At 66.5% G+C, this 3,503-nt stretch carries 1 protein-coding gene; it reads right to left on the bottom strand.

Translation table 11 applies throughout. The features are described 5' to 3' along the window. Window positions 1-3,503 (bottom strand): acyltransferase domain-containing protein (locus ACHQ4I_RS43220; protein ID WP_476445427.1); only part of this gene is annotated, 3,503 nt, incomplete at both ends.

Genomic DNA, 3,503 nt, shown 5'->3' on the forward strand with positions numbered 1-3,503 from the left:
GACCGACAGGAAGTGGTCGGCGAACTGCAGCGACCGGGAATCGCCGATGTGATCGTCGTCGAATCCCATGGCACGCAACGTGTCCCATTTACCGCGGCTGGCGGTGACGAAGACTTCCGCACCCCAGTGCCGGGCCAGTTGCACCGCGGCCATGCCCACCCCGCCGGTCCCGGCGTGGATGAGTACCGACTCCCCCGCGCGCAGTCCGGCCAGATCCGCCAGCCCGTACAACGCGGTCAAGAACACGATCGGTATCGCGGCGGCCTGCTCGAACGACCAGTCGGTGGGCATGGCGACGACCAGGCGACGATCCACCACCACCTGTGAACCGGCCACTCCCAACAAACCCAACACCGCGTCCCCGGCGGCGAGGTCGGTCACGCCCGCTCCGACCTCGAGCACGACTCCGGCGCCTTCACCGCCCAACGACGGGTTCTGGCCGGGATACATTCCCAACGCCACCAACACATCCCGGAAGTTGACGCCCACCGCGCGGACCGCGATCCGCACCTGCCCGGGTTCCAACGGTGCCTGCCCCGCCGGCCACGGCTGTAGCGACACGTCCTGCAGTGTGCCGGTCCCGCCCGCGGCCAACCGCCACGGCCCATCCCCGACCGGCACGGCCGCCATCGCCGGCACCGGTGTCAGTCGGGCACCGTGGGCGATGCCGTGGCGCAGCATCAGCTGGGGTTCACCGGCCTGGGCCAGCGCGGCCAGTGGCACCGCACCCACCACACCGTGGTCGAGATCGACGCCTTCATCGGTGTCGAGCAACACGATCCGGCCCGGGTACTCGGCTTGCGCCGAACGCACCATCCCCCACACCGCCGCAGCAGCCAGATCGGTGACATCCTCACCGGCCGAGGCGACCGCGCCATGGGTGAGCACCATCAGCACACCCGAGCGTTCCACGCTCAACCAGTCCTGCAACACCGCCAGCACCGCATGCGTGGCCGCATACACCGAACCCACCACATCCCCCACACCGGAGGACAACTCCCACACCACCACACCCGCATCAGCAGCGGAGGTATCCGCAGTACCGGCGTCGGCACTGTCGGTTTCTGTGGTGTTGTGCGGGGTCCATAGTCGGGTCGGGGAAGAGGTCGGGTCGGCGAGGGTCAGTGGTGTCCAGGTCAGTTCCAGCAGGCCTGTGCCCGGTGTAGTGGTGGTGTGTAGTGCGGCGTGAAGCTGTTCGGTGGTGACCGGTCGGGTGTTCACCGTGCCGGTCAGGACCGGTATGCCGGTGGTGTCGGCCAGTCGGACGGCCAGAGCACCATCGGCGCTGCTGCTCAGGTGAACACGCAGGCGGGTGGCACCCACCGCGTCGAGACGGACCTGTCCCCAGCTGAACGGCAACCGCAATTCGAAATCGTCGATCGCGGCCCCGTCGATCGAGGCCCCGGTGTAGGCCGCGGCCCAGGCGGCGTGCAGCGCGGTGTCGAGCAGGGCCGGGTGGATGCCCATCCCGGTGACGTCGAGTTCGTCGGGGACCGCGACCTCGGCGTAGACATCCGCGCCGTGCCGCCACGCCGACTGCAGGCCCTGGAACGCGGGACCGTACTGGTAGCCGTGTCCGGTCAGCCAGTCGTACACCCCGGAGACCTGCACCGGTTCGGCACCGGCCGGTGGCCACTGCGCCAGATCCACCACCGATGCCGGTGATGTCGACGATGCCGGTGTCGGTTGTTGGGTGGTGAGGACGCCTTCGGCGTGCAAAGTCCAATCGGTGTCGGTTTGAGTGTCACGGGTGTACACCGAAACCGTCCATCCGGCCGAGTCGCCCCGGCTGCCCACGAGGACCTGCAGCTGCACGCTGCGGTCCTCGGTGAACACCAGCGGTGCCAGCAGGGTCAGTTCCTGGATCGCGGTCGCACCGACCTCGTCACCGGCCCGCAACACCAACTCCACGAACCCTGAACCGGGGAACAACACCACACCGGCCACCGCGTGATCGGCCAGCCACGGCTGTGTTCCCAACGACAGCCTGCCGGTGACGACAACGCCACCGGATTCCGGAGACCCAACCACTGCCCCCACCAATGGATGACCGGTCGCCGACAATCCCAACCATTCCGGATCGCCATGGCCAGTCGCCGCCGTGTCCAGCCAAAACCGTTGCCGTTGGAATGCGTAGGTTGGTAGCGGTGTTCGTCGCGCACCCGTGCCGGCGAAGACTGTCGCCCAATCCACGGCCACACCACACACGTGTGCTCGACCCACTGCGGCCTTGAACCGATCCAGCCCGCCCTGGTCACGGACCAGCGTATGCACTGCCACTGCATCGGCACCGACCGCGTCGATGGTTTCCTGCACCCCGATCGTCAGCACCGGATGCGGACTCACCTCGACGAACACCGAATGTCCTGCCGACAACAACGCCGAGGTAGCCGATTCGAACTGCACCGTCTGCCGCAGATTCCGGTACCAGTACTGGCCATCCAACGCGGCGGTGTCGATCTGCTCGCCAGTCACCGTGGAATAGAACGGAATACGACTCGAGACAGCGCTGCACGACGACAGGGTCGCCGCGAGCTCGTCATGCAGCACTTCCACTTGCGCGGAATGCGACGCGTAATCCACCGCGATCCGGCTGGCCCGAATCCCTTCCGCCGAGCATTGACTCAGCAGTGTGTCCAACGCGTCGGAATCACCCGACACCACGACCGAGTCGGCCCCGTTGACAGCGGCAATCGACAAACGCCCGGCGAACTGATTCATCCGCTCGGTTGCCTGCTGATATGCCATGCCCAGCGACATCATCCCGCCGCGCCCTGCCAACCGCTGCAATGCTTTACTCCGCAATGCGACAATGCGAGCCGACTCCCGCAGCGACAACGCACCGGCTACATAGGCGGCCGCGATCTCGCCCTGGGAATGACCGACCACGGCATCGGGCTGCACACCGTAGGAGCGCCACAGCTCGGCAAGGGACACCATTACCGCCCACAACAGCGGCTGCAGCACATCGACACGATCCAGCGCTGAACCGTCGTCATCGTCGTCTACACCGCGAACCACATCCAACAACGACCAGTCAACGAATTCGCTCAACGCCTGAGCGCACGCCTGCATCTGTTCGGCGAACACCGGCGAGGAATCCAGCAGTTCACGTCCCATCCCCAGCCACTGTGACCCCTGCCCCGGGAACACGAACACCGTCTTACCGTGCAACTCAGTGCCGGTCGCGACATTCGACGCCGGCCCACCTTCGGCGAGCGCAGCCAACCCCGCAAGCAACCGCTCCCGATCCCCACCAACAACTATCCCCCGGTGGGAAAACCGCGTCCGGGTCGTCGCCAACGACAACCCCACATCAGCCACATCCACGTCGGGGCGCTCGGCAAGGAACTCCCGCAACTTCCCCGCTTGAGCCCGCAAACCCGCCGCACTACGACCCGACAACAACCACGGCCCACCCCCCGAAACAGACTGCACCCCAACCCGATCAGGCCCCGACTCCACCCGAACCTGCTCCAACACCACATGAGCATTTGTGCCGC

The sequence above is a fragment of the Nocardia nepalensis genome, assembly GCF_048910785.1.
Lineage (GTDB): Bacteria > Actinomycetota > Actinomycetes > Mycobacteriales > Mycobacteriaceae > Nocardia > Nocardia nepalensis.